Source organism: Gordonia sp. SL306 (assembly GCF_026625785.1).
Lineage (GTDB): Bacteria > Actinomycetota > Actinomycetes > Mycobacteriales > Mycobacteriaceae > Gordonia.
Map to the genome: position 1 here is coordinate 3432085 of NZ_CP113063.1, position 24746 is coordinate 3456830.

At 65.0% G+C, this 24746-nt stretch carries 26 protein-coding genes; 16 read left to right on the forward strand and 10 right to left on the reverse strand.

The window, feature by feature from the left end:
• Positions 1–60: 60 nt before the first annotated feature.
• Genes OVA31_RS15675 through OVA31_RS15685 form a run of 3 tightly spaced genes read right to left on the reverse strand, consistent with a single transcriptional unit; the run spans position 61 to position 2705 of the window.
• Positions 61–1137 (reverse strand): dihydrodipicolinate reductase, encoded by a 1077-nt coding sequence (locus tag OVA31_RS15675; protein ID WP_267627538.1) that lies wholly within the window; start codon positions 1135–1137, stop codon positions 61–63.
• Positions 1134–1997: an acyl-CoA thioesterase gene (locus OVA31_RS15680; protein ID WP_267627539.1), complete on the reverse strand. Its 864-nt coding sequence runs from the start codon at positions 1995–1997 to the stop codon at positions 1134–1136. The genes OVA31_RS15675 and OVA31_RS15680 overlap by 4 nt, the downstream gene beginning before the upstream one ends.
• Positions 1998–2048: 51 nt before the next feature.
• A complete protein-coding gene (locus OVA31_RS15685; RefSeq protein WP_267627540.1) occupies positions 2049–2705 on the reverse strand; it encodes a TetR/AcrR family transcriptional regulator in 657 nt (218 codons plus the stop codon).
• A gap of 197 nt (positions 2706–2902) precedes the next feature.
• Here OVA31_RS15685 and OVA31_RS15690 point away from each other — a divergent pair, with 197 nt between their 5' ends.
• From OVA31_RS15690 to OVA31_RS15705, 4 genes are all read left to right on the forward strand, one after another.
• Positions 2903–3904 (forward strand): acyl-CoA dehydrogenase family protein, encoded by a 1002-nt coding sequence (locus tag OVA31_RS15690; RefSeq protein WP_267627541.1) that lies wholly within the window; start codon positions 2903–2905, stop codon positions 3902–3904.
• Positions 3888–5063 (forward strand): acyl-CoA dehydrogenase family protein, encoded by a 1176-nt coding sequence (locus tag OVA31_RS15695; protein ID WP_267627542.1) that lies wholly within the window; start codon positions 3888–3890, stop codon positions 5061–5063. The genes OVA31_RS15690 and OVA31_RS15695 overlap by 17 nt, the downstream gene beginning before the upstream one ends.
• 23 nt (positions 5064–5086) lie before the next feature.
• Complete coding sequence (locus OVA31_RS15700; protein ID WP_267627543.1) at positions 5087–5869, forward strand: enoyl-CoA hydratase; 783 nt, start codon at positions 5087–5089, stop codon at positions 5867–5869.
• 208 nt (positions 5870–6077) lie between these two features.
• Positions 6078–6590 carry a hypothetical protein gene (locus OVA31_RS15705; protein WP_267627544.1) on the forward strand — a complete coding sequence of 171 codons (513 nt, stop codon included), beginning with the start codon at positions 6078–6080 and terminating at the stop codon, positions 6588–6590.
• 96 nt (positions 6591–6686) lie between these two features.
• On the opposite strand, the gene OVA31_RS15710 is transcribed toward OVA31_RS15705, so the two are convergent.
• From OVA31_RS15710 to OVA31_RS15740, 7 genes are read right to left on the reverse strand one after another with little or no spacing between them, the layout of a single operon-like run.
• Positions 6687–7472: an acyl-CoA dehydrogenase family protein gene (locus OVA31_RS15710; protein WP_267631555.1), complete on the reverse strand. Its 786-nt coding sequence runs from the start codon at positions 7470–7472 to the stop codon at positions 6687–6689.
• A complete protein-coding gene (locus OVA31_RS15715) occupies positions 7465–8568 on the reverse strand; it encodes an acyl-CoA dehydrogenase family protein (RefSeq protein ID WP_267627545.1) in 1104 nt (367 codons plus the stop codon). Before OVA31_RS15715 ends, OVA31_RS15710 begins: the two co-directional genes overlap by 8 nt.
• Complete coding sequence (locus OVA31_RS15720; RefSeq protein ID WP_267627546.1) at positions 8565–9008, reverse strand: nuclear transport factor 2 family protein; 444 nt, start codon at positions 9006–9008, stop codon at positions 8565–8567. The genes OVA31_RS15715 and OVA31_RS15720 overlap by 4 nt, the downstream gene beginning before the upstream one ends.
• Positions 8995–10206 (reverse strand): metal-dependent hydrolase family protein, encoded by a 1212-nt coding sequence (locus tag OVA31_RS15725; protein WP_267627547.1) that lies wholly within the window; start codon positions 10204–10206, stop codon positions 8995–8997. The genes OVA31_RS15720 and OVA31_RS15725 overlap by 14 nt, the downstream gene beginning before the upstream one ends.
• A complete protein-coding gene (locus tag OVA31_RS15730) occupies positions 10206–10532 on the reverse strand; it encodes a hypothetical protein (protein ID WP_267627548.1) in 327 nt (108 codons plus the stop codon). The genes OVA31_RS15725 and OVA31_RS15730 overlap by 1 nt, the downstream gene beginning before the upstream one ends.
• Positions 10513–11784, reverse strand: coding sequence for an aromatic ring-hydroxylating oxygenase subunit alpha (locus tag OVA31_RS15735; RefSeq protein ID WP_267627549.1), 1272 nt, complete (start codon positions 11782–11784; stop codon positions 10513–10515). Before OVA31_RS15735 ends, OVA31_RS15730 begins: the two co-directional genes overlap by 20 nt.
• 4 nt (positions 11785–11788) lie before the next feature.
• Positions 11789–12337, reverse strand: a complete 549-nt coding sequence (locus tag OVA31_RS15740; protein WP_267627550.1) for a carboxymuconolactone decarboxylase family protein — start codon at positions 12335–12337, stop codon at positions 11789–11791.
• A gap of 349 nt (positions 12338–12686) precedes the next feature.
• On the opposite strand from OVA31_RS15740, the gene OVA31_RS15745 reads away from it, so the two are divergent.
• The 12 genes from OVA31_RS15745 to OVA31_RS15800 all read left to right on the forward strand — a co-directional run bounded on the left by OVA31_RS15745 (position 12687) and on the right by OVA31_RS15800 (position 24734).
• The gene (locus tag OVA31_RS15745) at positions 12687–14069 is read left to right on the forward strand and encodes an ABC transporter substrate-binding protein (RefSeq protein WP_267627551.1); all 1383 of its coding nucleotides are present in this window, start codon (positions 12687–12689) and stop codon (positions 14067–14069) included.
• Complete coding sequence (locus OVA31_RS15750; protein WP_267627552.1) at positions 14069–16207, forward strand: ABC transporter permease; 2139 nt, start codon at positions 14069–14071, stop codon at positions 16205–16207. The genes OVA31_RS15745 and OVA31_RS15750 overlap by 1 nt, the downstream gene beginning before the upstream one ends.
• On the forward strand, positions 16185–16898 hold the full coding sequence (locus tag OVA31_RS15755; RefSeq protein ID WP_267627553.1) for an ABC transporter ATP-binding protein: 714 nt from the start codon (positions 16185–16187) through the stop codon (positions 16896–16898). The genes OVA31_RS15750 and OVA31_RS15755 overlap by 23 nt, the downstream gene beginning before the upstream one ends.
• The gene (locus OVA31_RS15760; RefSeq protein ID WP_267627554.1) at positions 16895–17605 is read left to right on the forward strand and encodes an ABC transporter ATP-binding protein; all 711 of its coding nucleotides are present in this window, start codon (positions 16895–16897) and stop codon (positions 17603–17605) included. Before OVA31_RS15755 ends, OVA31_RS15760 begins: the two co-directional genes overlap by 4 nt.
• On the forward strand, positions 17602–18030 hold the full coding sequence (locus tag OVA31_RS15765) for a hypothetical protein (RefSeq protein WP_267627555.1): 429 nt from the start codon (positions 17602–17604) through the stop codon (positions 18028–18030). Before OVA31_RS15760 ends, OVA31_RS15765 begins: the two co-directional genes overlap by 4 nt.
• The gene (locus OVA31_RS15770; RefSeq protein WP_267627556.1) at positions 17996–18313 is read left to right on the forward strand and encodes a hypothetical protein; all 318 of its coding nucleotides are present in this window, start codon (positions 17996–17998) and stop codon (positions 18311–18313) included. Before OVA31_RS15765 ends, OVA31_RS15770 begins: the two co-directional genes overlap by 35 nt.
• An 84-nt stretch (positions 18314–18397) precedes the next feature.
• Positions 18398–19576 (forward strand): acyl-CoA dehydrogenase family protein, encoded by a 1179-nt coding sequence (locus OVA31_RS15775; RefSeq protein WP_267627557.1) that lies wholly within the window; start codon positions 18398–18400, stop codon positions 19574–19576.
• On the forward strand, positions 19576–20340 hold the full coding sequence (locus OVA31_RS15780) for an SDR family NAD(P)-dependent oxidoreductase (protein ID WP_267627558.1): 765 nt from the start codon (positions 19576–19578) through the stop codon (positions 20338–20340). Before OVA31_RS15775 ends, OVA31_RS15780 begins: the two co-directional genes overlap by 1 nt.
• Entirely contained in the window at positions 20340–21593 is a 1254-nt protein-coding gene (locus tag OVA31_RS15785; protein WP_267627559.1) for a CaiB/BaiF CoA transferase family protein, read from the forward strand. Before OVA31_RS15780 ends, OVA31_RS15785 begins: the two co-directional genes overlap by 1 nt.
• Entirely contained in the window at positions 21590–22435 is an 846-nt protein-coding gene (locus OVA31_RS15790; protein WP_267627560.1) for an enoyl-CoA hydratase/isomerase family protein, read from the forward strand. The genes OVA31_RS15785 and OVA31_RS15790 overlap by 4 nt, the downstream gene beginning before the upstream one ends.
• On the forward strand, positions 22428–23573 hold the full coding sequence (locus OVA31_RS15795; RefSeq protein ID WP_267627561.1) for a thiolase family protein: 1146 nt from the start codon (positions 22428–22430) through the stop codon (positions 23571–23573). Before OVA31_RS15790 ends, OVA31_RS15795 begins: the two co-directional genes overlap by 8 nt.
• A gap of 12 nt (positions 23574–23585) precedes the next feature.
• Entirely contained in the window at positions 23586–24734 is a 1149-nt protein-coding gene (locus tag OVA31_RS15800) for an acyl-CoA dehydrogenase family protein (protein ID WP_267627562.1), read from the forward strand.
• Positions 24735–24746: the final 12 nt, after the last annotated feature.

Genomic DNA, 24746 nt, shown 5'->3' on the forward strand with positions numbered 1-24746 from the left:
GTGTTGCTGTCGGCGAGGTATCGGTTGCTGTCGGCGCAATTCGTGTTGCTGTCGGCGGGGTCAGGAGAGTTCGGCGACGATCTGCGGGAGGTCGACCGAGGTGCGGATACCCGGAGCGGCCGCGCAGACGTGGCGTACCGCGTTCACCGCTCGGTTGGCGGTGTAGCCGGGCGTGGTCTCGGCCATCCGATCGAGGTCGATCGGCATGTTGATGTCGACGGACAGCGGCGCGTCACCGTCCACGACTACGCGCCATCCGGTGGCCAGGAGATCCCACCGTGGCTCGATGTCGGACGTGCAGTACCAGTTGGCGCGGAAACGGAGGATCTCCCTGCCGCCTCGCATGCCGGAGACCGTGATCCGTTGGGCGCCGACCGAACCCGCGGGCAGCGTACCCGCGGCGATCGACACCTCGCGCGTCGTCAGCCCGACCTCACCGTGTACCTCGACCGAATCCAGCGGCATCCCGATCGACTCGGCGACGAGCTGGAGCGAGGGACCGAAGCTGCCGCGGAGGTACTCCAGACGGTAGTCCTCGAATTCGCGCGCCTCGCCGCCGAAGCCCATGATGCCGAAGAGCAGGTCGGGGGAGTTCCGACGGGAGAGATCTGCGAACTCGTCGATCGCGATCTTGTCGACGCGGCGCTGGATGGAGCTGAGTACCAACGGAATCGCCTCGGTGATGAACCCCGGGCTGCTGCCGGTCGAATGGATCGACGTACCACCGGCGAGGCATGCGTGCTCGATACGCTCACGCAGGTCGGCATCCATGCTCGCGGGACGTTGGAACTCGCCGCGCGTGGTGACGATGTCGATCCCGGCCGCGAGAAGCCGGACGACGTCGTCGACGTCGAGCGCAGCGGGCATGTACAGGACGCAGTCGGGTGTCAGTGCGATGATGTCGTCGACACTGTCGGTGGCCTTCACCCCGGTCGGCGGCACTCCGCACAGATCGCCTGCATCGGCTCCGTTCTTCTCCAGAGAGGTCACGTACACCCCGACGAGATCGAGATGGGGGTGCTCGATGATCGCGCGCAGCGAGCGGGCGCCGATGTTGCCGGTGGCCCACTGGACACACCGATGGCGGCGCGGTGTGGCAGCACCCGCTACCGCGGGCGAAGTGGTCGCCGCGGTCACGACGGCATCCTGACAACTGCCTCCTGCGCGAAAGAGGCGACCAGCGAGCCACTCTCGGTGATGATGTCGCCTCGGCCGTAACACCGTCCGCCCGCGATGATCGGGCTGTCCTGTCGGATCAGGAGCCACTGGTCGGTGCGAATGGGTCGATGGAACCACATCGTGTGTGAGGTCACCGCCGAATGGAAGGCGGTTCCGTTGCCGCCCTGGCTGAATCCGTCCAACGGTCGCAGCGCCGTACCGATGATGGTGAGATCGGTGGCGTACGCGGCGACGCACGGATACGCACGGTCGTCGTCGGCCGCAGGTGTTCGCATCCACATCTCGTGATGCGGTGCGGCAGAGGCCGGGTCGTCGAGGTCGTCGAAGGACCGGTTCTCCCAGGGCAACAGTCCGACGGTGATCTCGTTGTCGGCGCCGGGCAGATCAGGGGCGGGATCGATCGTCTGGATGTCGGGCCCCTCGTCGGCGACGTGCATCGCGACTGTCGCCACGGCGATGAGTCGGTCGGTCTGGGTGGCGCTGATCTGAAGTGTGTCGAAGGAACGTCCGCGATGTCGGTGGTCGACCTGGTAGGTGACGTCCTCGTCGACCAGCCCCTCTCGCAAGAAGTTGGCGTGTATCGACCTGATGGTCTTCTCCGGGGCGGCCACGCCGGCCGCGGCCACGAACTGCGCGAGCAGCTGCCCGCCGAACAGGCGCCGATACGGGAGCGAGAGATTGGTGCCGCGGTAGCAACTCGAGGTGGACACCGAGGAAGCACCGGTGGTGGCCGAGGAACGGTCGGGGGCGCCGACACCGATCGGTGTGCAGTCATGCAATTCGAGAACGGAGATCAGCTCGCGCCAGTCAGTTGCCATGACGGCAGTGTAATCGCAGATTGCGAAAATGAGAATATGATTCTCGGGCCGTCAGGCGTCGCGACTGAATCCCTGCGCGCAGAACTCCCAGACCTCGTCGGCGGTGATGGGATGGTTGTCAGGGTCCTCGGTGGGCGCGCTCGACTGGGCGATGAACATGACCGTCTGCATGACCATCGCGGCCACGCGCCGTGGATTCAGACCCTCGCGCAGTTCGTCTTCGTCCGAAGCCTCCTCGAGGAATTCTGACAGCAGTGCGACCAGCGGCGCGTGAGCGACGCGCACCTCGGTCGGATGCGTGAGGAGAAGTTGCGGCGCGAAGTCACTGAACAAGGGCCGCTTGGCATTCGGGTCCGGTCGAGACAGCTCGAACAGCAGGGTCACCGCGACCCGGACGCGTTCGATGGGGTCCGTCTCGGTGGCCGCGGCCGCCCGGATCTGGTCGGCGGACTTGCTGAGGGCGTCCTCGAACAGGGCGAGGAGCAACTCGTGCTTGCCGTCGAACTGAAGATAGAAACTGCGCAAGGATTGTTTCGACCGCTCGACGACCTCCTGCACCGTGAACTCGGTGGTGCCCTTCTCGGTGATGATCGCCTGCGCAGCGTCGAGGAAGCGTTGCACACGCTGTTCGGCACGCAGTTTGGCGGTCTTGATCGACCGCTCGACTGCGCGCTGCTTCCATGCGGGCTCTTCGTTCGCGCTTGTCATAGCGCCCGATTCCCGCCGAGTTGCCTATGCATAGGCCGAGTTTAGCTGAGTGAACAATGCATCGCGGCGAAGGGCGCTCTACAAGTTGAAAGTGTTACATTCTGAAATGGAGAACGCTATTCTCAATTTGTGGATAGATCAGTCTCTCCGTCGTCGTCAGTCGTCGGGGCACACAGGAAGCCGAGAGGAGAGTGTCCGTGCTCGTAGAGTTCGATTCCGACCAGCGGCTATGGGGTAAGACCGTACGGGAGCTGCTGGCGAAGGAATGCTCGCCGGCATGGATCCGGCAGGTGGTCGATGAGGACGTCGATCCGGCGCCACTCTGGGCGACGTATGTCGATCAGGGCTGGACGGAACTGGTGGAACCGGCCGAATCCGTCGAGCTCGCCATCGCCCTGGAAGGCATGGGCGCGGCGACCGATCCGACGCCGTTCCTCGCGACCGTGACCCAGTTCGCGCCACTGGCCGGGGAGCTGGCCGAACCCGGCAGGACGGGTGCGGCGGTCCCGACCGGTATCACCGCACATCTCGACGACGACGGGTGGTTGCTGTCGGGTACCTGCCGGAACGTTCTCGACGGCGACCGCGCCGAGCAGTTCGCCGTGGTGACCGCTGCAGGTGTGTTCGTGATCCCCGCGGAGGTCGCCATCGTGACGCGGGTGCCGTGCTTCGATCCGCTGATGCATGTCGCTGATGTCACGTTTCCGTCTGTGCGCGTACCGGATTCACGGCGCAACCCGGTTCCCGATGTCGCTCGGGCACGTGCCGTCGCGCTGATGGGGTTGTCCATCACGATGGTCGGTGCCTGCCAGCGCATCCTCGACCTCGCGCTCGAGCATGTGACCAACCGGCAGCAGTTCGGCGTCGCGATCGGCAGCTTCCAGGCCGTGAAGCACAAGGCAGCCGACATGCACGTCGCGGTGGAGCGGGCCCGGGCTCTCGCGTACTACAGCGCGTTGACGATCGCGACCGGCAGCGCCGACATGCGGTTGGCGGCGTCGATGGCGAAAGCCTCGGCGGGAGAGTGCCAATCGCTGGTGTTCCGCAACGGCTATCAGCTGTTCGGTGCGATGGGATACACGTGGGAGAACGATCTGCAGTTCCCACTCAAGCGTGCCAAGGCAGGAGAACTGATGCTCGGCGGTTCGGACGAACACCGGGCATTGATCACCGAGGAGTATCGTGCAACTCAACTTTGACGCCGATGTCGAGGAGTTCCGGGCGGAGTTCGTCGCGTTCCTCGACGAGCATCTCCCCACCGAGGCGCAAGCCGGCCGTCGGACGAAATCCAGTTCGGACATACCGGATTGGGCCCGTGAGTGGCAACGCCTGCAATTCGATCACGGATGGCTACAGCCCGGGAATTCACCGGAGTTCGGTGGACGAAACGCCGGAATCCTGCAGCAGTACGTCCATCTCGTCGAGCTGTCACGGCGGCGCATCTACCACAGCTACAACCCGCAGGGGCTCGGCATCATCGCGGCTTCGCTGCTGACCTTCGGGACCCCGGAGCAGAAGAGCAAATGGGCGGTGCGCATCCTGCGTGCCGAGATCACGGCGTCGCTGGGGATGAGTGAGCCGGGGGCCGGCTCGGATCTGGCCTCCCTACGCACCAAGGCGCGACTCGAGGGCGACGAGTTCGTGGTGAACGGACAGAAGGTCTGGACGTCGGGAGCGCATGACGCCGACGTTCTGTTGACCTTCGTGCGCACCGACCCCGATGCGCCCAAACACAAGGGCATCAGCGCCATCCTGATCCCGACCGATCTGCCCGGCGTCACCCGCCGCCCGTTCGGGGCGATCTCGTCGCCCACGGATCTGGACTTCAACGAGGTCTTCTTCGAGGATGTGCGGGTGCCCGCCGAGAATCTGATCGGCGAGCTCAACGGGGGTTGGCACGTCGCCAACGGATCGTTGGGACACGAGCGAACCCTGTTGTGGCTCAGTTTTGCCGAGCGTCTGGAGGATCTGCTCCGCGACTACCGGCCGGAGACCGTACTCGACCGCGACCGCTACGCGACCCTCGTGATGGACTCGTATGCGCTCCGGTTGCTCGGCTCGAAGGCGCTGGGCCGGGCGGCCCGGGGTGAGCAGGATGTGCCCGCGTTGTCGGTGCTCAAGCTCATGGGTTCGGAAGCCGTGCAGAACGCGACCGAGCATGCCCTCGCCGCCTCAGGCGAGAACGGGCTGTCGCATCCCGGGCTGACCGCACCGTACAACCACATGGACCTCGAGATGCTGTACACCAGTTGGTTCGAACGCTATGCGCGCAGCTTCGGCTACACCATCGCCGGTGGCACCTCGGAGATCCAGCGGAACGTCATCGCGGAGCGAGTGCTCGGATTACCCAGGCGCTGAGTCGGTATCGATGAAGGACACAGATGAACATCTTGTATGACGTGAAGGACAAGATCGCGACTATCACGCTGAATCGTCCGGAGGTGGCCAACGCCCAGAACGCCGAGCTCCTCGACGAGCTGGACGCGGCGTGGACCAGGGCAGCCGACGATCCGGACGTCAGTGTGATCGTCCTGCGTGGCGAGGGTAAGCACTTCTCCTCCGGACACGACCTCAACGGTGGCGGCCCCAGGCCGGACAAGATCACCCTGGAGATGGTCTACGGCACCGAGGCCCGGCGATACCTCGACTACAGCCTGCGTTGGCGCAACATCCCCAAGCCGAGTATCGCTGCGGTGCAGGGTCGTTGCATCGCAGGTGGTCTTCTGCTCTGTTGGCCTTGCGACCTGATCATCGCATCGGAGGACGCCAAGTTCTCCGATCCCGTCGTGATGATGGGTATCGGTGGCGTCGAATATCACGGCCACACCTGGGAACTGGGCCCGCGCAAGGCCAAGGAGATCCTCTTCACCGGACGCCCGGTCACGGCCGTGGAGGCGGAACAGACCGGCATGGTGAACCTGGTGGTCCCACGAGATGAGCTCGATGCGCGGACCGCGGAGATGGCGGCCAGGATCGCGACCATGCCCCCGTTCGCCTTGCGCCAGGCCAAGCGGGCCGTCAACCAGACGCTCGATGTCCAGGGCTTCTATGCGGCGATCCAGTCGGTGTTCGACATCCATCAGACCGGACACGGAAATGCGCTGAGCATGAGTGGGTTTCCCGTGCTCGTCCATCTCGACGAGATGAAGGGCCGAATGAGCTGAGTCTGCCGACCGGGGTCAAATGGTCCGCGCGGCAACAATATTGCTCATAGGAAATTCTCAGTTTCGGCACAAACGGGCAGGTGATTGCCCTATTCTCTAGAGAGAGAATGTGATTATCACACTCGGTCGCCGGCACCCACTGCCGTCGATGCTTCATGAATCAGTTGAGCGCCCGTGATATCGAGCGTTCACAAGAAAGGACACCACCATGCGCAGAACTTTCACCGCGCGGGCTCTGGCCATGTGTGCGGGGGCGGTCATGATCGTCGGCGTCGCGGCCGGTTGTAGCGACTCGGACTCGAGTGATTCCAGCTCGAGCGCAACCAGTTCGATGGCATCGACGTCGATGGCCGCGGCCGCCGCGGACCCGGCCACCACCAAGGAGATCACCGACGCGTATGTGGTCTTCTTCAACGGTCAGACCCCGCCGGCCGAACGCGCCGCGTTGATCGAGAACGGCGACGCGTTCCTGCCGGTGCTGCAGGGGCTGACGCAGAATCCGCAGTCCATGCAGACGACGGTGGCGGTGAAGGATGTGAAGGTGACCGACGCCGACCATGCCGACGTCACGTATGACCTGCTGATGCAGGCGAACCCGGTGATGCCGGGTCAGACCGGCCAGGCGATCAAGGAAGAGGGGAAGTGGAAGGTCTCCGCCGACACCTTCTGCGCGCTGATGGCGGTGCAGGGGGACGGGGGACAGATTCCTGCCTGCGCCTGACACACGGAAACCCCTTCGGGCCGGCCTCGATTCGAGGCCGGCCCGAAGTGTGTCATGACCAGGTGCGTGATGGCGAAGCGAGTGAGACGCCCGTGCTCAGAGCTCGACCAACCGCGGAGCGGTCTGCGAGGCACGGATCAGGGCGCCGGCCTCGCGCGTCAGCTCTCGACTACTGCCCAGCAGCGAGTCGAGCATGATCACCCTGCGGGCATGCCGATGGAACGGATGTTCGGCGGTGAAGCCGATCCCGCCGAGGACCTGCTGGACATGACGAGACGTGATCGAGGCGGCCCGACCGGCCGCTGCCTTGGCGAGAAGCGCGCCGAAGTCGTCCTGGGCAACCTGGAGGGTGGCCTCGGCCCCCTCGATGGCCACCAGGGTCTCGGCGAGCCGATGACGAACCGCTTGGAACGCGGCGATCGGCCGACCGAACTGTGTGCGGTCGAGTGCGTGGGTCCGCGCGAGATCGAGCATGGCGCGGCTGGATCCGAGCAGCCACCATCCGAGCGCCAGACGTGCCTGCACGAGCGGGACCTCGACGCCCCGCGTCACCTCGTGAAGGGGTAGCTCCGGATCGATCGAGTCATGCCCGTCGGCGTGCACTCGCGCCCACTCCACCCACCGGTGCCCCACGAAGGGCAACGGCACCACGGACCCAGGCTCTCCGTCGTGGTCGAGCAACACCACGTCGTTGAGAATGGAACTGTGCGTGCCGGTTTCGCCGAGCAGGCGGAAAACGAGCGGGATGGCGACGTCGGGGATGTCGGTTAGCATCTCCGACCATCCGAGTTCGGCGAGCGCCTTGTCGAGGACAGGCCCCGAACTCGAGGACATGACCTTGCGCAGGGTGTCGGCGAAGAGATCCTGTTCGGCGCTATCCACTGTCACCCTTTCCCAGATCGAGTAGTCGGCGCGCGATGATGTTGCGCTGGATCTCGGCGGTGCCGCCGTAGATCGTCGCCGCACGTGAATAGAGGTATTCCGAACGCAGCACCGGATCGGTCCACTCGATCGCACCGGGGACGAGATCGCGACAGGTGTCGAAGAGTTGTTGTTCCGCGGTCGCCAGCAGCACCTTGTCGACCGACGTCTCGGGCCCGAGGCGGCCGCCCGCGCCGAGCCGTTGCTGCGTCGCATACGAGCGGGAACGGACGGTGTGTGCGGCGAGGTAGGCCGCGCCGAGATCGAGGTCGTCGACGGGATCCGACTGCTGCACAAGATTGTCCAGGATGGAGTACAGGTAGGCGATGCGATGCCAGAAGCACGTCGATCGTTCGTGTGGCAGCAGGTCCATGGCGACCCGCCATCCGTCGCCCGGCCGGCCCAGCATCCGATCGGCCGGTACCACGACGTCGTCGAACCAGACCTCGGCGAACTCGTCGACGCCATGCATCGTCCGCAGCGGTCGCACCGTGATGCCCGGGGTGTCCATGTCGACGAAGAACGCGGTGATGCCCTCGTGACCCGGGCCGGTGCGGGTCAGGAGCACGCACCGGGCGGCGAACTGGGCGAGACTGGTCCATACCTTCTGGCCGTTGATGATCCACGTGTCGGAGTCGGGATCCGGTGCCGCGCGCGTACTCAGTGACGCCAGATCGCTACCGGAGCCGGGTTCGGAGAAGCCCTGGCACCACTGCTCGTCGCCGTTGAGCAATCGTGGCACCATCTCGGCAGCCAGCTCGGGCCGCGCGTAGGAGATGACGGTCGGCGCGAGCACTTCGATCATCGAGTAGATGCCGGGTTCGGCGAGATTGCGTGTCGCGACTTCTTCGCCGAGCACTGCCCGCAGCACCGCCTCGCCGCCGAGGCCGCCGACCTCGGCAGGCCAGCCGTAGCGCATCCAGTCGGCGTCGTAGAGCGCACGTCGGACACGGGACAGCTGGGCGACCTGGGCGTCGAAGGAATGGTCGTCGCCGGGGGACAGGTCATGGGTGTCGAGCCACCCGCGCACCGCCGCCCGGAACTCCTGTGTGTTCATTCCCCCGTGAAGGAGATCGCGTGGGGGCGACCCGAATTGTGCTCACCGTTACGACGGATGAACGTCATCGCCCTGGTGCGCAATCGCCACCCGACGTCGGTGCGGACGTAGGTGTCGTTGTAGTAGCCGATGCGCATGTCCTGCTGGGTGTGGTCGATGAAGCAGAGGGGTTGGGTGCCGGTCGCGGTGTCGTTGTCGCTCTCTCCGTCGAGGTCGATGAGGGCTGTTCCGGTGAGGAAGAGGCCTTTGGGTGCCGCGGCGACCAGTTGGGGAAAGCGGTCGAGGGGGTAGACCTCGCCGAACGCACTGTAGGTGCCGTCCGGCGTGAACACCGACACCACGCCGTCGGTGTCGCCCTTCGTCATCGTGACCGCGTATTTGGCCAGCAGTTGCTCGATCTCGATCAGGTCGTCATTTCTTGATGCGTCATTTCTGGACAAAGACTTTGCCACCTTTCATCACGAAGCGGACATCTTGCGTGACGGTGATGTCCTCCAGTGGATTTCCGGGAACGGCGATGATGTCGGCGAGCAGCCCCTCGGCCAGCCGGCCGCGGTCGTCGACCCGGATCAACTCGGCGGCGGTGACGGTGGCCGCACGCAGTACCGCGGATGCCGGCATCCCGCGCTCGACGAGAGCCACGAGTTCGTCCGCGTTCTTGCCGTGGGGAATTGCCGGCGCATCTGTGCCGACCGCGATCTTCACCCCGGCGTCATACGCCTTCTTCACCGAGATCCGGGCCTTCGGGAACATCTCGGCCGCCTTCGCCTGCAGCTCGGGCGGGGAGTGCGAGACATCCATCGCGTCGGCCAGCCGGGTGGTCGGAACCAGGAAGGTATCGTTCGCGACCAGCATCTTGATCGCCTCGTCGTCCATCAGGAAGCCGTGTTCGATGCAGTCGATACCGGCTTTCACAGCCTGCTTGACCGCCTCGGCGCCATGGGTGTGCGATGCCACTCGCAGACCGCGACGGTGCGCCTCGTCGACGATGGCACACAACTCGTCGAACGAATAGTGCTGCGCCCCGGGTTCTCCGGTGAGCGACATGACGCCGCCCGACACGCAGACCTTGATCAGCTGCGCGCCGTGCTTGATCTGATACCGCACCGCCTTGCGCACTTCGTCGACGCCGTTGGCGATGCCCTCCTCGAGGGTGAGGTCCAGGACATGGGGCGCAAAGGCGGCGAACATCGTCGGGTCGAGGTGGCCGCCGGTGGGGGTGATCGCATGTCCGGCCGGCACGATGCGCGGTCCGTCGATCCACCCTTTGTCGATGGCCCGACCGAGCGCGACGTCGAGCAGGTAACCGCCGGTCTTGACGAAGAGTCCGAGGTTGCGGACGGTGGTGAAACCGGCCCGCAGCGTGCGGCGGGAATTGCCCACCGCACGCAGCATCCGGGTCGGCGGATCATCCTGGACCGTTGAGTAGACGGGCCGTTCGCCCCGGCCACCCATCAGCAGGTTGACCTCCATGTCCATCAACCCGGGGAGGAGGATGTTGTCGCCGAGGTCGATGATCTCGCCGTCGGGCTCGCCACCGATTCCGACGATCCGATCGCCGTCGACACGGATGATGCCCGGGGTGATCAGCTCACCCGCGTCGACGTCGACCAGACCGGCCGCCTTGAGAGTGACCATCAGACCACGGGTTCGCCGACGAGTTCGGCCCAGGCGGCTCCGCTGTCCGGGACACGCGGTTGCTTCCAGACCTCCACGGGGAACGACACCATCACCAGCGACTGCATGAGGTGGATCAGCGAACGTACGTCCTCGGGCAGGTCGTCGAGGGGGAATTTGTCACCGAAGACGCACGCGTCGTCCAGGCGTTTCATCGCCGCGTCGTAGAACTCCTGCATGTCCGCCATGCTCGACTCGAGCCGCTTCGCATAGCGCTGCGCCTCGGTGGGCAGGCACCAGTCCGAGTACTTCTCCAATTCGGCGAATTCAGCTGGCAGCTTTGGCATCTTCGTACTCCTTGACATGGTCGACGGCCGTTTTGTGGAGGTGACGCAGGAGGATCTCCTGGTCGCACAAGGGGAAATCGGTGACGGTGCGGGTCTCGATCATCTTCTGCGTCGCCTCGAGGGTGTTCGCGTCCTGCAACGCGTACTCCTTGAAGGTGACCGCGGCCAGCTCCTGGGCGAGGCGCTCGCGGACTGTCTTCGGCGGCACGAAGTAGAGCTTGGCCTCGAAGATGTGCCGATCGACCGCGGTGGGCCAATAGTGGTACGTCAGATACCAACCCGGCGCCCAGCACAGCAGCGACATGTTCGGGAAGAACTCGAACTCGTCGACGCCCCAGGGGACCGCGCCCGCGGGGTTGATGGCAGGCGGCAGCGGATCCAGACCCTCGATGTCGGGTCGATCCCACGGACCGAACAGACCCGACCGCAGGATGCGCTCGATCGGCTTGACCATGTTCAGATCCTTGGGTGGAGCCATGCCGCCCCACGACGAGACCATCGAATGCGGGCCCTGCAAGTCGTAGTGCAGGCCTTCGAAACCGACCTTCATGAGCTTGTCGGCCTCGTCCTTCACCGCCTGCTTCTGGTGCAGGACGGGGGCGTGATAGAACTCGGCGAAGGCGTCGATGAAGAGTTTCCAGTTGCTGCCGACCTCGGCGCGGTAGCTGTAGACCTCGGTCATCTCATGGAATGGATAGCCTTGGAGCCCTTTGCCGTAGGTGCCCAGATAGTCGTCCAGCGACTCGGCGTTCGGGTCGAGGTTGATGAAGATGAACCCTTCCCAGATCTCGCACCGGACCGACTTGAGGCCGAACTGTTGCTTGTCGAGGTCGAAGAACTCGCCCTCCTGCTGGACGTAACTCAGATCGCCGGTGAGGTCGTATCGCCAGGCGTGGTACTTGCAGGTGAACTGCCGGCAGGTGCCGGCGGTCTCCTCGTTGGGGAAGTCGTCCCACACCAGTTTGTTGCCGCGATGTCGGCAGACGTTGTGGAAGGCCCGGACGACGTCGTCCTTGCCCTTGACGATGATCAAGGACGTGTTCGCCGCCGCCAGTTCGCGCGTGAAGTAGCTGCCCTTCTTGGGGAGCCGCTCGACCCGGCCGACGTTGAGCCAGGTCTTCTTGAAGATGGCCTCACGTTCGCTCTCATAGAACTCGGGATCGATCGAGTCGGTGTAGTCCACCGGATCGGTCCCGAGCTGGGGGAAGTGCTCGGTCCAACTTCCCTCGGCGGGTTTCTTGAAGTGTGCCAATGGTTTACCTTTCGTATTCAGGCTGGAGTTCGCGATCCGGCTCGATGCCGAACGTGTTGAATGCCATGGACAATGTTGAGTAGGCGCCGACCGTGAAGACAAGATCCATCACCTGTCGGTCGGTGAGGTACTCGGCGAGCGAGTTCCAGGTCCCGTCGAGGATCGCGTGGTTGCGGTGCAACTCACCGACCGCCTCGAGGACGAGCTGCTCGACGGTGTCGAGCGCGACTCCTGTGCGCGCTTGCTCGATCTCCTCGAGGGTCATTCCGACGGCCTGGCCCATACCCGTGTGGTGCTCGAGTTCGTAGTCCGACTGATTGAGCTCCGCGACCCGGAGGATTGCGACCTCGCGAATCCGGTCCGACAGCGTGGACCCGAACAAGAGGTGCACGTTGAACGGCATGAATGCCCTGGTGAGATCAGGGTGACGTACGAGGGTTGCCAGTGCATTGCCGGCACCCTGTGGGTTCCGTCGCCTCTTCGGCAGCATGCCGGCCAGTGCGGCATCGACGTCGTCGTCCCACTGGTCGCCCGGCAATGGTGTCAGCCGCATTCGGCCCTCCTTCGGAGAATCATATTCTCATTGACGGATACTACGTTTTCACGAGTTGCCGCGCGAGTCAATGGATTGGCGCATGTTTCACGGGGCACCCGAGTTGCCTGGACGAACGGATCCTTGCGGCGCTTGCGTGCGTTATGCGACGTCGCGCCGCTCGAGGCCGGCAAATCTGTGATCTGGATCTCCCAATCTGTTGATTCTTCGTTTAGGAGAAGCTAGTTTCTCACTAGCGAGAGCAGGGATGCCACGGCTGTGCTTCGGAACCGAGTCCGACGGCCTTCGCCAGACGCTCTCGAATCCCGGTGGGATTTGCCGGCCCGGAGACGTCATTGAGGAGAATCAGGTGAGAGCACAGCGAATACTCGCGACGGCCATCGTGGTGGTCGCGTTTGCGGCCACAGGATGTGGCGGTCGCGACGGCAGCGGGACCGAGGAGAGCGGGGCCGAGGGGGCGGGATCCTCGTCGAGCGTTTCGAGCTCGTTCGGTGACTTGACCGATGTGTGCAAGGACGGATCCGCGAAGGGCGCCACCGCGCAGGGGGTCACCGACGACCAGATCCAGGTCGGTGTCTTCTCTGACGTCGGTTTCACCAAGAACTCCGAGTTCGGTGATGCGGCAAAGGTTTTCACGTCGTGGTGCAATGACAATGGTGGGATCAACGGTCGCAAACTCGTGGCGACGACGCGGGACACGAAACTCATGGCAGTGCGGCAGCAGATGTCCGAGGCGTGCAAGCAGGACTTCGCGCTTGTCGGCGGTGGCGCGGCCCTCGATGCGCTGGGTACCAAGGAACGGCTGTCGTGCCTTCTCCCGAACTTCCCCGCGCAGGTCGCGCAGCTGAGCGAACTCGGCGCGGACCTCAGCGTGCAGGCGTCACCGTCGCAGGTCTTCGGTTACCTGCCCTACTATCAATTCCGCGAGTGGCTGTTGAAGGACGCTTATCCGCAGTCCGCGAATGCGATCGGCATCATCAACGGGGACTCGCCGGTGACCAAGGTCCTCGGTGACATCCAGACCGAGACCGTCAAAGCCGCCGGCGGCACCTTCGTCTACAACGACTTGTATCCGGCCGCCGGAGTGTCGGACTGGACCCCGTATGCGCAGGCGATCAAGAACAAGGGCGTCAAAGGTCTGATCTTCTTCGGGGACTACAAGCAGCTCGCCAAGCTCGAGAGCGTGTTGACCAGCATGAACTACAAGCCGGACTGGATCGATGCGAACAACAACGCTTACAGTCAGTCGTTCCTCGACCTGATCGGTCCGTCGGCAGAGAAGCAGAACAATCTTGTCGATCTCGGCGGAGTCCTGCCGATCGAGAGCACGGACCCGGTGATGAGCCAGCTCAAGGATCTGTACAAGAAGTACGCTCCCGACGCCACGATCACCCTCCCCGCGCTGCGCGCCTTCTCGTCCTGGCTGGTGTTCGCGAAGTCGGCGGTGAGCTGCGGTGACAATGTGACGCGTGCGTGCGTACTCGGTGCCGCGACCAAGGAAACCCAATGGACCGCGGGTGGCCTGCAGGCTCCGCAGAATCTTGCGCCGGGTGCGGCGCCGTCACCGTGTTTCAACGTCGAGAAGTCGACCGCGAACGGGTGGGAGCCAGCCGACTTCGGCCCCGACCAGGGGGCATACCGCTGCAACATCCCGGTGAAGAAGTGGACCGGCCAGTACGGCAACGGAATGAGGTTGTCCGATGTCGGCAAGAGCATGAGTGACGTGCAGTAATGGATCAATTCCTCGCCTTCGGCGTGGTCGGACTCAGCACCGCCGCGATCTACGCAGTGATCAGCGGCGGGCTGGTCGTCACTTACACCACCACCGGTGTCTTCAACTTCGCCCATGGCGCCGCCGGCATGATGGCGGCATTCACCTACTGGCAGTTCAGCATCGGCTGGGGATGGCCCGTCTGGTTGTCGTTGATCGTGGTGCTCGGCGTGCTGACGCCCCTGTTCGGGCTGCTGGTCGAGATCGCGATGCGTCCGGTGCAGCCTCTCGGTGAGGCCGAGAAGCTCGTGATGACGGTCGCGTTGTTGAGTGGCCTCATCGCGTTGGCTCGATGGATCTGGGATCCGAATGAACCACGAAACCTGCCGGTCTTCTTCGCCGACCAGCAGTCGCTGCATGTCTTCGGTGCGACGGTGACCTGGCACCAGGCGCTCACGATGATCGTCGCAATCCTGGTGGCTGTTGGATTGCGTGTCCTGTTGTTCCGGACCCGGGCAGGTACCGAGATGCGTGCCACGGTCGACGATCGGCCGCTGGTCGGCCTCACCGGCGCAGATCCGGTGCGTGCCAACCGGATCGCATGGATCTTGGGGATCGAGCTCGCCGCCATCGGTGGCGTTCTGATCGCTCCGGTGGTCGCGCTCGATGCGATGTCGCTGTCGTTGGTGATCGTCAGTGCATACGCAGCGGCGATCTTCGGTCGGCTCAAGAGCCTCCCGCTCACCTTCCTCGGTGCGGTCGTCGTCGGTTGCATGGAGAGTTATCTGACGGGCTATCTGCCGCAGAACGCCTACCTGCCCGGAATTCGCTTGGCAGCTCCCGCGATCCTGCTGCTGCTCGCGCTATTGGCCTTTCCGCACGGACGGTTGCGGGGCCGTGACCGTCAATTGAGCCCGGTGCCGCTGCCGTCGCTTCGAGGCACCATCTTCTTCGCCCTGGTGATTGTGTGGTCCGGACTGATTCTGGCGACAGTGCTCAGCGACGGCGACCTGATCACCTATGGTCAGATCTTCGCGTTCGGCGTGCTTGCCCTCTCATACGTGCCGCTCGCGGGTTATGCCGGCCAGATCTCGTTGTGTCAGATCACGCTTGCCGGTATCGGTGCGATCGTCTGTGGTCACCTGGGAGCGAACGGTCAGTGGTGGGCGATCATTGCGGCCATGGTGATAGCCGGCGTCGTGGGAGCGGCAATCGCACTGCCGGCACTTCGATTGTCCGGGGTGTATCTCGCCCTGGGTACGGCCGCGATCGCGGTGATCTTCGATCGGTGGATCTTCACCCTTCCGGCCTTCGATCTCTTTGGCATGCACATCTCGTTCTTCGACCAGGGGTCGGTCGAGGTGCCGGGACCTACGTTGTTCGGCTATGCCATCGACACTCCGCAACGCACAACTGTTTTCGCGGCCGTGATCCTAGCGGTGGCCACGCTCGGCGTGGCGTTGCTGCGGCGCGGTCGCCTCGGGCGGAAACTCATCGCACTACGCGACAGCGAAGCAGCGTACGCCACTCTCGGCGGCAACCTCCTCGTCTCGAAGATGCTCGTCTTCGGTATGAGTTCCGCGTTGGCCGGACTCGGGGGCGCCTTGTACGGCATGCAACTCGGATCAGTCACCGGAGATCAGTTCAATTTCATTTCGGGACTGCCGATCTTCCTGGTCGTGGTCCTGGCGGGACTGGGAACGGTGGGGAGCGGACTCTTCACGGGTGCCGCACTCGCGGGGCCGCTCAACGCGATCGGCGTGTTGTGGCCGATGCTGCGTGAGGTCTCCCAGGCGATTCCGGCGCTCCTCGGCATCGCTTTCGGAGCCAGGGCGGTCAAGGAGGGGGGCATCGCGGCGCTACGCAGGCAATGGGACCTCGCCTTTGCCGATCGTGTGGTGATGGGTGCGCTGGTGGGGTGGACCCTGGTCGCGTGGCTGCTGCGGCTCGCCGATGTGATCAACGGCTACGTGTTCTGTTTGGCAATGGTCGTCGCAGCGGTACTCACGCCTCTGGTCGCAGTTTGGCGCGAACGTCGTACACATACCGGTGACGGGTCCGATGACTCCGAGATCCCGGTCGAATGGTGGGGTATCTCCCGGCCATGGACAGAAGATGACGAGGAGGTGTTGGATCGTGCCGTCGCTGCTGGAAGTTAGTGATGTGTCGGTGTCCTTCGGCCCGCACCGGGCGCTTGATGGTGTCCATCTGACCGCCGAGCGCGGACACATCACCGGCCTGATCGGACCCAACGGTGCCGGCAAGAGCACGCTGTTCGACGTCATAGGTGGGCTACGGCGGCCGAATACGGGCTCTGTGGTTCTGGATGGGAACGACATCACCCGGCTGGGCCCGGCGCAGCGCGCCAAGCGCGGCATGGCCCGGACGTTCCAGGGGCTCGAACTGTTCGGCCGGCTCAGCGTCCGCGACAACCTGCTCGTCGCGGCCGAACTCCGACGCCACGGACGTGATGTGAAAGCACTCGTCGACGGGGTCATCGAGCGGGCCCGGCTCGAGGCGTATGTCGACCGACTCGCCGATTCCCTGCCGACCGGTGTGGGTCGTCAGGTGGAGGTGGCGCGAGCGCTGACCACCAGGCCGGATTTGATTCTGTTGGACGAGCCGGCGGCTGGACAGGATGCCGAGGAGACCGAGCGCTTCGCGGGGATCCTCCGTCAGGTGGCTGCCGATGGGGTGGCAATCCTGCTGGTGGAGCACGACATGGAACTCGTCATGAGCGTCTGTGACCAGGTCCACGTTCTCGACTTGGGCTCGATCATCACCTCTGGGCCACCGGAATCGGTGCGCCAGAACGCCGCGGTACTCGACGCTTATCTGGGGACAGCATGATTCCACCTTTACTCGAACTCTGCGACATCCGCGCCGGCTACGGGGGCATCACCGCGTTGCACGGTGTCGACATCAGCGTTCACGCGGGCCAAGTGGTGGCCTTGCTCGGTCCCAACGGCGCAGGCAAGACGACGACCCAGAAAGTGGCCGCGGGTGTGCATCCGGTGGACTCGGGCCGGATTCTCTACGGCGGTCGTGACGTGACCGGCATCGCGTCCCGGAATGCGGCGCTGGCCGGGGTGTGTCTGATCCCCGAGGGCCGTGGGGTGTTCCCGAATCTGACGGTACGCGAGAACCTCTGGATGATGACGTTCACCGGAAAATCACGGGAACAGATCGAGGATATCGCCTTCTCGAGGTTCCCGATCCTCGAGGAACGTGCATCGCAGACCGCGGGCACCCTGTCAGGTGGTGAACAACAGATGCTCGCCCTCACGCGGGGGCTGGCAACAGATCCGGCGGTACTGCTACTCGACGAACTCTCGATGGGCCTGGCCCCCCTCGTGGTGGAGAGGCTTTACGAACACGTGGCCCAGATCGCTCGTGACGGAGTCGCCGTCTTGGTCGTCGAGCAGTTCGCTTCGGCAGTGCTCGACATGGCCGATCATGCCGCAGTTCTGGTCCGCGGACAGGTCGAATACGAGGGTCCGCCAGGAGAATCACTCAGAAAAGAACTCGCCAACCTCTACTTAGGAAGTGCCACATGACCGCCACATCTGACGACCGGGCGCAACGATTCACGCAGGAACTCGAGAAGCTGAAGATTCCCGATCCCGCTGCTGCCAGATCTCAGCTCTGGGTCCGACTCGGGGTGGCTGCCATGGTTGTCGGCGTCGCTCTGGGCGTGATCGCGTATCTGATGTCGCACAACACATCCGACCCACTCATCCAGCGTGACGCGCTGACGATCGCGCTCACGGGCGTGGCTGTCGCCATTGTCGGGTCGGCGGTCTTCGTGCGCTACTCGTTGACCAACTTCCTTCGGTTCTGGCTGGCACGGCAGTCGTTCGATCTCAATACTTTCGGCGAGCGCCTGGCCCCGGCCCCCGCGCCCGTGGCCGGAAAACACACCACTGCTGCAAAGGAGGAGATCCGCAATGACCACGAGAGTCCCGCCGCTGCGCGCGGGTGAGCAGTTGGCATGTCCGACGTGTACGACGAAGGTGGTCGTCGTCAAGGCTCCAGCCGACGGTGTCGCCGAGATCATCTGCGGTGAAACGCCAATCCAGCCGGTGAAATCGGTGACCCAGCCGGCGAAGGACGGCTCGGCACCCGGCATCCTGATAGGCAAGCGTTACGTCAACGCCGACGAATCCGTGGAGTTGCTCTGCGCCGCGGCCGGTGCGGGACCCCTCATCTGTGATGGCACCGAGATGACCCTCAAGTCCGCGAAAGCGCTCCCGGCATCGGATTGACCGGCAGCCGCGCGCACCGGCCCGACATCCGGGAGGGCCGGTGCGCGCGCATGTCCGGCACAAGCACACAGGAAGGTTCGGTTCATGTCTGCAGGGATGAGTTTCGATCTGACAGAGGATCAAGAGCTGATCCGGAAGTCGGTCGCCGAGTTGGCGGGTCGCTTCGACGACCACTACTGGATGGAGAAGGATCTCGCGCACGAGTTCCCGACCGAGTTCTATCAGGCCATCGCCGATGGCGGCTGGCTCGGCATGACCATCCCGGAGGAGTACGGCGGGCACGGCCTGGGGATCACCGAGGCCTCCATCCTCCTCGAGCAGGTCTCGCGGTCGGGCGGCGCGATGAACGCGGCGACCGCCATCCATCTCTCGATCTTCGGTATGCAACCGGTTGTGGTCCACGGATCCGAAGAACTCAAACAGCGGACGTTGCCGCGCGTGGTGGACGGCGACCTGCACGTGTGTTTCGGCGTGACCGAACCCGGTGCGGGCCTCGACACATCGCGCATCACCACGTCAGCGCGGCGCAAGGGCGACGGCTACGTGATCAACGGACGCAAGGTGTGGATCTCGAAGGCGATGGAGGCCGAGAAGATCCTCCTGCTCACCCGCACGACGCCCTATGACGAGGTCGCGAAGAAGACCGACGGGATGACGCTGTTCCTCACCGATCTGGATCGGGCACACGTCGACATCCGGCCCATCAAGAAGATGGGCCGCAATGCGGTCACCTCCAACGAGGTGTTCATCGACGACCTGTACGTGCCGGAGGAGGATCGGGTCGGGGAAGAGGGCAAGGGCTTCAAGTACCTCCTCGACGGTCTCAACCCGGAACGCATGCTGATCGCGGCGGAGGCGCTCGGTATCGGCCGTGTCGCCCTCGACCGCGCCGTGACGTACGCGAAGCAACGCGAGGTGTTCGACCGTCCGATCGGCATGAACCAGGGCATCCAGTTCCCGCTGGCCGACTCCCTCGCGCACCTGGATGCGGCGGAACTGGTGTTACGCAAGGCCACCTGGCTCTACGACAACGGGAAACCATGTGGCCGCGAGGCCAACACCGCCAAATACCTCTGTGCGGAAGCAGGTTTCACCGCCGCCGACCGTGCGCTTCAAACCCATGGCGGCATGGGGTACTCGGAGGAGTACAACGTGGCACGCTACTTCCGCGAGGCGCGTGTCATGCGGATCGCTCCGATCAGTCAGGAAATGATCCTCAACTATCTGGGATCGCACACATTGGGCATGCCGAGGAGTTACTGATGGGCCACAACACGATGTTCGACCTGACCGGCCGCGCAGCCGTCGTCACCGGCGCCGCCGGTGGCATCGGTTCGGCGGTGGCCGCGGCGCTGGCCACCGCGGGTGCGGCGGTCATGGTGACCGATGTGAACGAATCGGCCGCGGCCGAGGTCGCCGAGAAGATCTCGCTCTCGGGCGGCAAGGCCGTCAGCATGGCACTCGACGTCAGCGACCGCGACGCTGCCGACGGCGTGATGAGTCGCGCGGCCGCCTTGGGGGACGGGCACGTCCACATCGTGGTCAACAATGCCGGGGTGACGGCACCGGCCATGTTCGCCGACACCACCGGGGACAGCATCCGGCGGATGCTCGACATCCATCTGATGGGCGCGTTCAACTGTTCACAGGCGGCGTTGCCCCACCTGGCGACCGACGGCTCCGGCCGCATCATCAACGTGACGTCGTCGGCGGGGATCACCGGAACACTCGGGCAGGTGAACTACTCGGCTGCGAAAGCCGGGATCATCGGGCTCACCAAATCGCTCGCGCGCGAGCTGGCGCGCAAGCAGATCCTGGTCAACGCCCTGGCGCCGCTGGCCGCGACGCCGATGACCGAGACCATCCGCACCGACGAGCGTTTCGCGCCGACCATGCTCAACCGGATTCCGTTGCGGCGCTGGGCCGAACCATCCGAGGTCGCCGGCGCATTCGTCTTCCTCGCGTCTGATGCGGCGTCGTTCATAACCGGGCAGGTGCTGCCGGTCGACGGTGGCATGGTGATGTGATGTCGACGTCGGTCGAGCGAGTCGACACCGCCGGAACGCCGTCGGACGGGCCGCTCGCCGGTATCACCGTCGTCGCGCTCGAGCAGGCGGTGTCCGCGCCGATGTGCACGCGGACCCTCGCCGATCTGGGCGCCCGGGTGATCAAGGTCGAGAACCCCAACGGTGGGGATTTCGCGCGCCATTACGACGACGTCGTGAACGGCATGGCCGCCCACTTCGTCTGGGTGAACCGCGGCAAGGAGTCCGTCACCATCGACCTCAAGTCGGCAGGCGGCATGGCCGTGCTGCACCGGCTGCTCGACGACGCCGACGTCCTGGTGTCCAACCTGGCACCCGGGTCCACGACGAAGATGGGCATCGGTCCCGATGATCTCGCGGACCGTCATCCCGAGCTGATCGTGGTGGAGATCGACGGGTACGGACCCGGCGGTCCGCTGTCGCACAAGCGCGCCTACGACCTGCTCGCCCAGGCAGAGTCGGGTGCGTGCGCGATCACCGGATACCCTGACGCGCCTGCCAAGCCGGGGCCGCCGATGGCCGACGTCTGCTCCGGGCTCTATTCGGCCATCTCCATCCTGTCGTTGATGGTAGGACAGGGACGCGATGCGCAGCGGCGGCAACGCGGGGGTGCCGTGGCGGTGAGCCTGTTCGACACGATGGCCGAACTGATGGGCTACGCGCTCAACTACACCCGGCACACCGGGATCGACCAGCAGCCGCGCGGTATGGGTTCGCCTGCGGTCGCCCCGTATGGTGCTTACCCCACGGCCGATGCGCAGAAGGTCGTACTCGGAACCACGAATGATCGTGAATGGCAACGACTCGCGACAGAGATCCTGCAGCGCAACGATCTTGCGGCCGACCCCCGATTCACCAGGAATGCCGGCCGGGTCGAACATCGTGACATCCTCGACGCGGCCATCGGCGACTGGTGCTCGAAGCACGATCTCCTCGACATCCAGAAGGCCGCCGACGCGGCGGGTATCGGCAATGCGCGCTTCAATCTGCCGAGCGATGTGATCGCGCACCCGCATCTCGCCGAGCGTGACCGGTGGCGGGAGGTCGACACCCCGAACGGGCCGATCCCGGCGATCCTGCCACCGCCGGTGATCGCCGGTTTCGATCCCGTCATGGGTCCGATCCCCGGACTGGGGGAGCACACCGACAGCGTGCTGGGCGGCCTCGGACTCGGCGCCGACGACATCGCCGAGCTGCGCGCCCAGGGGGCGGTCGGTCCGGCGTTCGACCGATGATCACCGACACCGCGGATTCGGGGGTGGTGGTCGCCGACGACGCCTCGGGTGTCCGCACCGTGACGCTGAACCGGCCCGGTCGTAAGAATGCCCTCGACTGGACGGCGTGGTGCGCACTCCGAGATGTGCTGGAGGACACCGCCCGTGCGGAGGGTCCCCGGGCCCTGGTCCTGACCGGTGCCGGTGGCTCGTTCTGTTCGGGCGCCGACATCTCGAGACCCGATCCGCGCCACCCCGTGGACAAGATGCGCATCCTGGCCGATGTCGCGATGGCGGTGCACGACCTGCCGATCCCGACGATCGCCAAGGTGGACGGTGTCGCGGTCGGTGCCGGGTGGAATCTGGCCCTCGGCTGTGACCTGGTGGCCGCCACCCCCGACGCGCGCTTCTCGCAGATCTTTGCCCGCCGTGGCCTGTCCATGGACCTCGGCGGATCGTGGCACCTCCCGCGCCTCGTCGGGCTGCAACAGGCGAAACGTCTTGCGCTGCTGGCGGAGATGGTCGATGCGGCGCAGGCGCACACTCTGGGGTTGGTGACCTGGGTGGTCGATGCCGACGAGATCGACGGCTTCGTCGAGAAGATCGCGCGGCAACTGGCGGCAGGCCCGCCGGTGGCGCTCGCGCAGATCAAATCCCTGCTGAACGAAGGGGCCGACGGATCGCTGCACGAAGCACTGGCTCGTGAGTCACGCGCGCAGGTGATCAATTTCGGGACCTCGGACGCGGCCACCGCGTACGCCGCGTTCGCCAAGAAGAAGCAGCCGGCGTTCACCGGACGGTGGGCAGTACCCCCGCCGGGGAGTGCGCCGGGAAACGAGAACGGAGAGAGTGGACATGCGTGAAGTCGTCATCGTCGAAGCCGTGCGTAGCGCGGTCGGCAAACGCAACGGCGGATTGTCGGAGATGCACGCCGCTGACCTCTCCGCGGTGGTGCTGCAGGAGTTGTCCCGTCGTACGGGCATCGACCCGTCGATCGTCGACGACGTCGTCTGGGGCTGTGTCTCGCAGGTGGGCGACCAGTCCAGCAACATCGGGCGGTACGCGGTGCTGGCGGCCGGATGGCCCGAGTCGATCCCGGGTACCACCATCAACCGCGCGTGTGGTTCCAGCCAGCAGGCGCTGGACTTCGCCGCCCAGGCCGTGATGTCGGGCCAGCAGGACGTCGTCGTCGCGGGCGGAGTCGAGGTGATGAGCCGGGTCCCGCTCGGCTCGGCGCGCTCCACCGGGATGCCGTACGGTCCCAAGGTCTTGGCCCGTTACGACGACTTCACCTTCAACCAGGGGATCTCGGCCGAGCTGATCGCCGAGAAGTGGGGTCTGTCCCGCGCGGTCCTCGACGAGTACGCGGTCCGGTCACACGAACTGGCGGCCGCGGCGATCGATCGAGGTGCATTCGTCGAGCAGATCGTCCCGGTCGAGACGGGTGCCGGAACGGTGTCGGTCGACGAAGGGGTTCGGCGCGGGTCCACCGTCGAGAAGCTCGCCGGTCTCCGGCCTGCGTTCCGAGACGACGGTGTGATCCACGCGGGCAACTCGTCCCAGATCTCCGACGGTGCCGCCGCCCTGCTGATCACCACACCCGAGCGTGCGCGCGACCTCGGCCTCACTCCGCTCGCGCACTACCGAGGTGGGGCCGTGGCCGGCTCGGACCCGGTGCTGATGCTGACCGGCCCCATCCCCGCCACCGAGAAGGTCCTCGCGAAAGCCGGTGTGTCGCTGGCTGACGTCGGCACATTCGAGGTCAACGAGGCCTTCGCGCCGGTGCCGTTGGCGTGGCTCGCCGAGACCGGTGCGCCCGCCGACCGGCTGAACCCGGTCGGCGGGGCGATCGCTCTCGGACACCCGCTCGGCGGATCGGGCGCGATCTTGATGACCCGGATGCTGCACCATATGCGCGACAACAACATTCGATACGGACTCCAGACCATGTGCGAGGGCGGCGGCACCGCCAACGCCACCCTGGTCGAGCTGACGGCCTGAGAGGAATCCGACATGCGACGTGGGATCTACCACCAGGATCACGAGGCGTTCCGCGCCCTCGTCCGGGACTTCGTGACAAAAGAGGTCGTCGGCGAGTACCCGAAGTGGGAAAAGGCCGGCCAGATGCCCCGCGACGTCTTCGCCCGGCTCGGCGAACTCGGCGTGCTGGGCATGGCCATTCCGGAGGCGTACGGCGGGGCAGGCCAGGAGGACTTCCGCTACAACGTGATCCTGCAGGAAGAGGCCTCCCGGGCGCTGGTCACCCTGTCGACCGTGCGCACCCAACTCGACGTGATCCTGCCGTACTTCCTACGCTATGCGAATGCCGAGCAGCGTGACCGGTGGTTCCCCGGTCTGGCGAGCGGCCAGTTGCTCACGGCCATCGCGATGACAGAGCCGGGGACCGGGTCGGACCTCGCGGGCGTGAGCACCAGTGCGGTACGCGATGGCGAACACTTCGTCCTCAACGGCGCCAAGACCTTCATCACCGGCGGCCTGTTGGCGGACCTGGTCATCGTGGTCGCACGGACGTCGACCGATCCCGAGAACCGTCGTGCCGGACTGAGTCTGCTCGTCGTCGAGGACGGGATGGAGGGTTTCGAGCGTGGCCGGGTGCTCGACAAGATGGGTTGCAAGGTCCAGGACACCGTGGAGTTGTCGTTCACCGACGTCCGGGTACCGGTGTCCAACGTCCTCGGCGAGGTGGGCGCGGCCTTCGGATATCTGGGCCACAATCTGTCCCAGGAGCGGATGACCGTGGCGGCCGGTTCGGTCGCCCAGGCGCGGGCGGCCCTCACGGCGACCATCGAATACGTCTCGGAGCGCAAGGCATTCGGCAAACCGGTCGCCGGTTTCCAGAACACCAAGTTCGAGCTGGCATCGGTCTCGACGGAGGTGGAAGCGGCGCAGGCGATGCTCGACCAGGCAGTGCTGGCCCTGGTGGACGGTGAACTGTCGGGGGCCGATGCTGCGCGGGTGAAGCTGTTCTGCACCGAGATGCAGGCCCGGGCCGTGGATCGATGTCTGCAGTTGTTCGGTGGCTACGGGTACATGATGGAGTACCCGATCGCCCGCCTCTACGCGGATGCGCGCGTGGCGCGGATCTATGCGGGGACGAGCGAGGTCATGCGGACGATCGTCGCGAAATCACTGGGGCTGTGAGCAGCCGGTGAG